Annotated in this window: 2 protein-coding genes; both read right to left on the reverse strand. The window is 51.3% G+C overall.

Going from position 1 to position 7,237, the window contains the following annotated elements:
• Window positions 1-266: 266 nt before the first annotated feature.
• The gene (locus tag L692_RS30615; protein ID WP_198027739.1) at window positions 267-5,564 is read right to left on the reverse strand and encodes a DUF7948 domain-containing protein; all 5,298 of its coding nucleotides are present in this window, start codon (window positions 5,562-5,564) and stop codon (window positions 267-269) included.
• A 232-nt stretch (window positions 5,565-5,796) separates the two neighbouring features.
• Window positions 5,797-6,996 carry a fibronectin type III domain-containing protein gene (locus L692_RS0111055; protein WP_025699833.1) on the reverse strand — a complete coding sequence of 400 codons (1,200 nt, stop codon included), beginning with the start codon at window positions 6,994-6,996 and terminating at the stop codon, window positions 5,797-5,799.
• Window positions 6,997-7,237: the final 241 nt, after the last annotated feature.

Here is a 7,237-nt window from a genome sequence, read left to right on the forward strand (position 1 = left end):
GCATCGGCTTGCCGCCGCCCCCTGTGTTTTCGTAATTAAACGCCAGCGCCGGACTGGCTGCTCCGCCCAGCGCCGCCGTCATTACCAGAGCAAGTGCGAGGAGCAACTTGACGCATTGTCTCCAGCCCATTTTTGTCACTGTATGCATTGGTTCAAATTCCACCCTTTCCTCTCTATTTTGAAAAAAAGTGCTCTGCACAGATCAGAGGGAGGACGATGGTCCTCCCTCTGCCTGCCAACATGTAAGGCTCAAGCCCGCATATCGCCTACTTGTTGTAGATACGGTACAGGAATACGGCGGCTTCCGCACGGGTCGCCTTGCTCTTCGGATGGATTCCGTCCGCCGCTCCGGTGATCAGTCCTTCCTTCACCAGCGCTGCAAGACTGTCCTTCGCATAGGCGGCGATATCCGCCTTGTCCGCGAAGCTTTCCAAAGACGCGGCGCTTCCCGCTGCGGCCTCCAGTTTACCCAGCTTCTTCAGCGCCCGCTCCGTCAGCACCATCATGTCCTGTCTCGTAATCGTCGCCTGCGGATCAAACCGTCCGTCCGCCTGTCCTTCCGCGATTCCAAGCGCCTTGGCGATGCCTACCGCTTCGTAGTAGTACGCGCCTTCCTTCACATCGCTGAAGTTGCCTTTAACCTCTGCGGTCAGGCCCAGGGTACGGACAAGCAGTGTCAAGTAATCCGCACGGGTAACGGCGGCTCCTGGAGCAAAGCCGGTCTCCGAAGTTCCCTTAATGATTCCTTTGGACGCCAGCACCTCGATCTCATTCTTGGCCCAGCCTGTGTTGTCCAGATCTCCGAATGTTTTGTGCACAGCCGCTACCGCATAACGGCTGAAGTGAGTCGTGCGGAATACGATTTGTCCTGTGGAAGCGTCATACTTGCCGCTAGGCACAGGAGTCAGTACGCCTGCATCATCAATATACAGCACCGTCAGATGCTCTAGGCTGTTCTTCTCCTCGGCTGACGGCGCGTACGGGATCGAGACCACAACCGAAGCGTTCTTGTTGCTCCACGCAACGGATTTGCCGTCAATGAGTACTCCAAGCTCAACAACCGGACGGCTGCCCACCGCCTTGCGCGCTTCCTCTGACAGCGACGACTTGTCCACCGGAGCCAGCCGGAGGGAGACTTCCTTGCCTTGAAGCTGCCCCAGGGAAGCCAGCATATTGCCTGGAACCGTCAACGTTGCAACGTCAGTCTTCAGTTCGATCTTCTGGTCCGCCGAAGCTTGGGTCAGAACGCTTGAAGGAAGGTTGGCAGCATAGGCTGATGCCCCCTCCACTTTGGCAAGCTTCACCTGAACCGTCTTCGTTCCATCCTTGTCCGCCTTGGCCTGGGCAAAAGCATCCGCAAGCGCAGCCGGATCAATCTTCGCAGCAGCCACGCCAGTGGCCGCATCCAGCACCGGCTTCACCTGCACCTCGGCAGCAGGCGTTGGTGTCACGCCGGTAGGACCCGGCTGCGAAATAGGACCTTCTCCCGAACCATCGGCTGTTTGCGTATAAAGAACAAACTGCGTGAAGTGCTTGGTCCATACGACCAGGTCGTCACCGATAACAATCCGGCCGTCTCCCCCTTCAGGCAGGGCATCCCCTGCTTCCTGGGTATCGGATTTAAGGCTAGTTCCGATTTTGGCAAACACGCCATCCCGGAAGTACCCGACGCTCTTGCCTGCCTGACCCGGGAATACAATGCGTACCGCCTTGTCCGTCGTAAGCGGAACGCTCCAGCCCCCAACCTCAATCACGGAGTCGATAGTTGCCTTCTTGCCTTTATCCGGTGTCACAGTGACGCCGGTGATTGCCGGATCAATGACTCGGGGCACATTGAACAAGCCGTTCCAGTACACTGAACCCGTTACACTAACCCCTTGGGGAATGCGGATCTCGACAGGCTGTGTTGCGCTGACAGCAGGAACTGCCGCTTTCAGCGCAATGCCCGGCAGGGATTGGGCTGTTGTTCCCGTTTCAGCTTGATTGAGCAGAGATGAAAGATCCAGCGCCGCATCCGTAATCTCCCGGGGAACAGAGACTGTCACTTCCGTAGGAGTTCCGCTGCCGATAGTAACATAGGAATTTACGGCTCCCGCAGTCAGATTCACTTCACTCGCCGTATTTACGGCTCCCGTTGTGAAATACACCTCTTTATCGTAGCCCAGCACCCTGTTGTTATTGGACATGATCTGACGCCCAATCACCAGCTTGTAGGTTGTCAACGGCTTTAACGTCCCCACGGGACTGACGAACAAATACCGGCGTTCCTCAAAGGTGGAGCTCGCAGTCACGTTCACCGGTACCGGTGCCAGCGTTTCTCCGGCAACCTCATAAAGCGAGAAGTAATCTTTATTGGCGTCCGCTCTCCCCCCCACATTGAAATAGAAGAAGGCTTTAATAAGCGGCTTGAGCGGAACACCAACAGCATTCTCAAGTGAGGTTCCAAAAGTGGACATTTCAGCATTTTGCTTGGTTTCTGAATTGTACTGGTTGTATGAAGAGCTTAAATTAACACCAATTACGAACGGATTAGGCACAGTGCTGCCCCCCGTTCCATTGCCTCCCCCACTTCCAAAAGGAGCCTCGGGGATATTTAATGGTTCTCCGGACAGGACGGTTGATTCGTTCCCCGCCGCATCTATTGCTGTGACTTGAATATGGTAGACATGCGTATTCAGCAAATTCGCTTCATAGCTGGTTGCGCTGCCGGGAACATCTGCACTAAACGCTTCTCCCGAATCGGTCACATCGCTGAATATTACATGGTAATGATCTACACCCTCGTTATCTAAAGCGGCGGGCCAGGTGATTCGCGCACTGTTCAGGGAGGTGTACAGATACGCCAATTGCACTTTTCCTACCGGCCAATATGGCGAATAAATATCCGGGGCCTTATGCGTCCGAAGCGTTACACTGGGGCCTGTATGACTTAAGTAACCGTCGTTGTCCTGCGCTTCCACTTTAAGGGTATAGCTTTTGTCTCCATCCAGACTGTACACATCACTGTAATAGACTGCATCGGTGACATTATAGCCGTATACCGCTTCGGTAACTTCCAATCCATCCTTATAAATTCTGTATCCGGTTACTGTGCCGTCATCCGCAGCCGCCGGCCAGCGCAGTTGGAGATGATCGAAGGTATCCGTGTAATCCGCAGTCAATGAGCCATCGGGCCAAACAGGGGCCGAGGACAGCGGGGTATGCACCGGAGCAGATTCCAGCGCCGTCTCAGTCCAGTTGCCAAACGAGTCCATCGCTTCAATTTTAAACGTATAGTCTGTATCCGGTAGCAGCCCGATGGCATGATATTGGGTGATATCGCCCGGGGTCTGGTCAATGATCGAGCCATTTTGATATATCAGATAATGGTCAATACTGGAGTTGTCCGCTGCGGCAGGCCAGCTCAGATTCAGGTTATCCGGTCCAACATCCGAAATACTCACCTCATTGGCAGTCCAGGTTGGCGCTTCCGTCTCGGAGGCCGCCATCAGGACAGCGGGATTGACTTTGTAAATAAGGGTATCTTTAGTGGTATCTGAAGTGGCAGTTTTCTTATAGGCGCGAGGCAGCCCCTCTAAATTACCGGAAACTGTCGTACCTTGGCCCGCCAAGATGACTTGTCCCTGCTCATCCAGAGCGAGACTTGTCAGGTCAAGAAAGCTGGGAAGAGCGGATGATTTGTCAATTGTAAAATTTGAATTTAAAATGATAACAAAACCGTTATAAGCTCCGTTTACCGATAGCTGGCCTTCCGTGATCGGATAATCGGATGACTTGGTAAGCCCTCCCAAAATAACCTGTCCTGTTGGTGCTATTTCAATATCCTTAACCTGGTCAGAATTAGCTGCACCTATATACGTAAGCCCCGCACGGGTCGTGAGGTCTGCCGTCAGTTTAATGGCGAAAACATCATCCAGTGCTGCGTTGGCAGCATCGCCATAGCTTGCTGTAATCTGTTCTTCCGCGAAACTCCCCTTATTACAGGAGCCTACAGCATAAATATAACTGCTCCCATCTGCATCTGTAATATATTTCAACTTGTTTACCGTTTCAACTTTGCCATCGCTTCCGACAAAAGTAGCTTTTGCCCCTTCAGCAGTCAGATTTGAGTTCAGGATAGCAATAAACCCATCCCTTGCGGCATCGCCGAAGCTCCCGTCAAAAACACCCGGAGACACGGGAATAGCAGTATTTTGGGCTTGTGTAGCCCCCCCTACGATAATCCGTCCGTCAGATGCAAAGTCAACGCTTTTCAAATCAGTCGGTAGACTGCCTCCAAAAAAAGTAGAAGCAACAATTTGCAGATCATTATTAAATTTTGTTATATAGGCAGAAGCGGCAGTAGTTTGAAACGCCTCCCCCACAATTGGAAAAGTTGGAGAATACGTACCAGATTTAAGCTGAGTGGAACCAACAGCGACTATTTCATCTTGTCCGTCGTTGTCGCGTACAGCCATAGCTATCAGCATTTCATTCCCCTCGCCACCGAACGCTGTAGCTTTCATTTCAGTCAGAGCAGGAGTGAATCTCGCAATATAGCCATCTCTGCCACCACGCGAACCTGCTGTATAATCAGCGGGAAACTCGCTGCCCGATTCGGTCCAGCCGCCGACATACACGTTGCCGTTTGACCAGGCAATGTTAATGGCGCTATCATTGCCCGAACCACCTAAAATGGAAATAGCTTTCAACCGGGTAAGATCGCCGCTCAATCTCGCCACGTAAACGTCATACGTTGTATCTAAACCGTAATGAGTCAAATTCTCTCCAACTGTATCTGGAAAGTCAGTAGAATACGAATATCCTGTTACGTATACATCCCCATCCGGAGCCACGACCAGATCAGCAATCGAGTCGTTCTTCCCTCCTCCCAAATACGTGCCTGCCAGCAACGGATCAATAATCAGCGGGTACGCCGAATTGTATGAGCCCACACTGAACCCGTAGTGATCGCCTTCCACCCGGTAGGATACAGGCACATTTGATTTTCTTCCATCTATCTCCTGATAGGCAACAGGGGCTGTGAACGTTACGTCTCCAAGGTCGGTTTTAATCGCTAATCCACCTTGTTCATTTACCGCCAATCCTGTTGCGGCACTTATTTGCATCGTTATAAGAGATGGGTCTCCGCCTGGCTCTACGGTAAAGATTTTCTCTACATTGTTACCCTTGGCCCGAAGCGTCACATCCACTCCCTGGAATACACGTCCCAAGCTGAGTTCTTCATATCCGGTGACTCCCTTTTGCCACTTGGACTTATCGCCTTTGAAGTAATTGATTTCCGTTGTTACAGGATTTTTTCCGGTTGCCAAAAAGGCCGAAGCGTTTACGAACGTTTCATTAAGCGCCCAGGACGCTTTACCATCCTCTCCAGCTTTCAAGGCATACGTCAGGCCGCTGCCCGTTACAAATATCCGCCCCGCAAACGTATCAGCATAATACTGTACCTGCTTGCCAGAGATTTGTCCTTCATTTTTAATAAACGGCAGCACCAGTTTCCCGAGCTGCTCTTCCGCTTCCCGCGCAAGGGATTCTTCCCCTTGATCTCCCTTCGTCTGACTCACAGATGCCGCAAATTGGGCAGATGCTTTGGGCGGTAATGGGAAAGCCATAGAACCAACCACTGTTATCAAGATTAGCATTATTAGCCCAAAATTTTTCCTTCTCACTTTTATTCTCATGATCCCATTCCCCCATAAGTATATATGCCCTATATTGAAGGTCTTCCCGGTTCCAGAACCACGGCAAATCCGTATGTCCTGGAACGGGAACGGCCTCATTATTTATATTGAGTGCTTACTCTCCTGCTGTTCCCGAACCGGCAATCGTGAATCCGGCGACGCCAGCGGCGTTCTTGGGGACAATACGAACATAGTATAACTGACCTGGCGTAAGACCCGTGGCTGTGTAGCTGTATGGCGACGATCCTGTTACAGTTCCGGAGGTATCAGCTGATGCCCAATTGGTGGAGGCCAGTCCAAATTCAGCGGTGCTGATGTATACATCAAACTGGGTGGCAACCGGAGTGATGCTGCCCGCAGACCAGGTAATATCCAGTTCCCCTGAAGCCGCCCCTGTCGACACCGTTGGAGCGGAGCCAATCCATCCCGCGATATCACTGGACACGGTAGTAAAGGAGGCTGAACCGGCGCTGCTGTACGAGTTGCTGCTGACATCGGTAAAGTTCGGCATAGTAATGGTGTAGCTGTTGGATGATTGAGTCAAATTGTAGGCCGTATTTGTGCTGCCCTTGCCAGTCAACGGGAAGAACAGCGTGTTGTGTTCATCATTGGCGTGAGGTGTGTAAGTTTCTGCACCTGAAACCGCTGTGGAGTCAATGACCGAATCCTGAGTCACAGTTGTTCCGCTTTTCTTGAAGTTGGTGCTTAAATTGCTCAATACTGTACTCACATTCGTGATCGGGCGGTCAATTACCACAACCGGATTCGCCTCCCACTTAGTGGTTGTCAGGAAAGTTACAGTAGGCGTTCCGGTATAACTTCCGCCACTGTTAGGTGTTTTCATGACAAACGTGGTGTCCTGATGACCATTGTAATTGCCCAGAGTAATGCCGTTGGACGCTGCTATAGTAGGACTTAAAGTAATATCATATTGAGTGTCGTAGCTCAAGTTGGAAGCCAATGTAAGCGCTACTGTAGATCCGTTATCCAGTTGGCTGTCGCTGGTGCCGCTGTAGCCGTTTCCGGTTGTCAATGTTTTGCTGGATACGTTAACCGTCGTAGCGGAGCTGTGCTCTTTTACTTTAAATTGACTAACGTCAAGCTGGGCAGAATCTATTGCTCTGTCAAAATACAAATACAATGTATTTCTGCTTGAATTGGTAAACTTGTAGCCGTTGAGACTGAGCGGCTTATTTCCGGTTCCGGTGCCGCCACCTCCGCCATTCGAATTCAATGCCGATGCCGGTGATACGCTGACAAGGAGCATTGCTGCTGCTGCCAATGCCATAAAAGTCTTTCTGGATTTCTTCAACATTTGTTCATCCTCCTAAAATTAATAATGTGACTGCTTCCCAACTTCCCCCCTGCAACTCTTACAAAGCCATCCCCCACCACCCTGTATTCAGCTTTCTAGTTTATCTGCACCGTTTTGATTACAAAACGGATGGTGTACCAGAGATCAACCCCTTAACAGGGCTATAACTACTCTCTTTTCCGTCTTCTTTTCCGGAAATAAAGCACCTCCGCCAGCGCCCAGCCAACGAGCAGTACGCCGG

This window comes from Paenibacillus forsythiae T98 (genome assembly GCF_000520735.1).
Taxonomy (GTDB): Bacteria; Bacillota; Bacilli; order Paenibacillales; family Paenibacillaceae; genus Paenibacillus_AQ; species Paenibacillus_AQ forsythiae.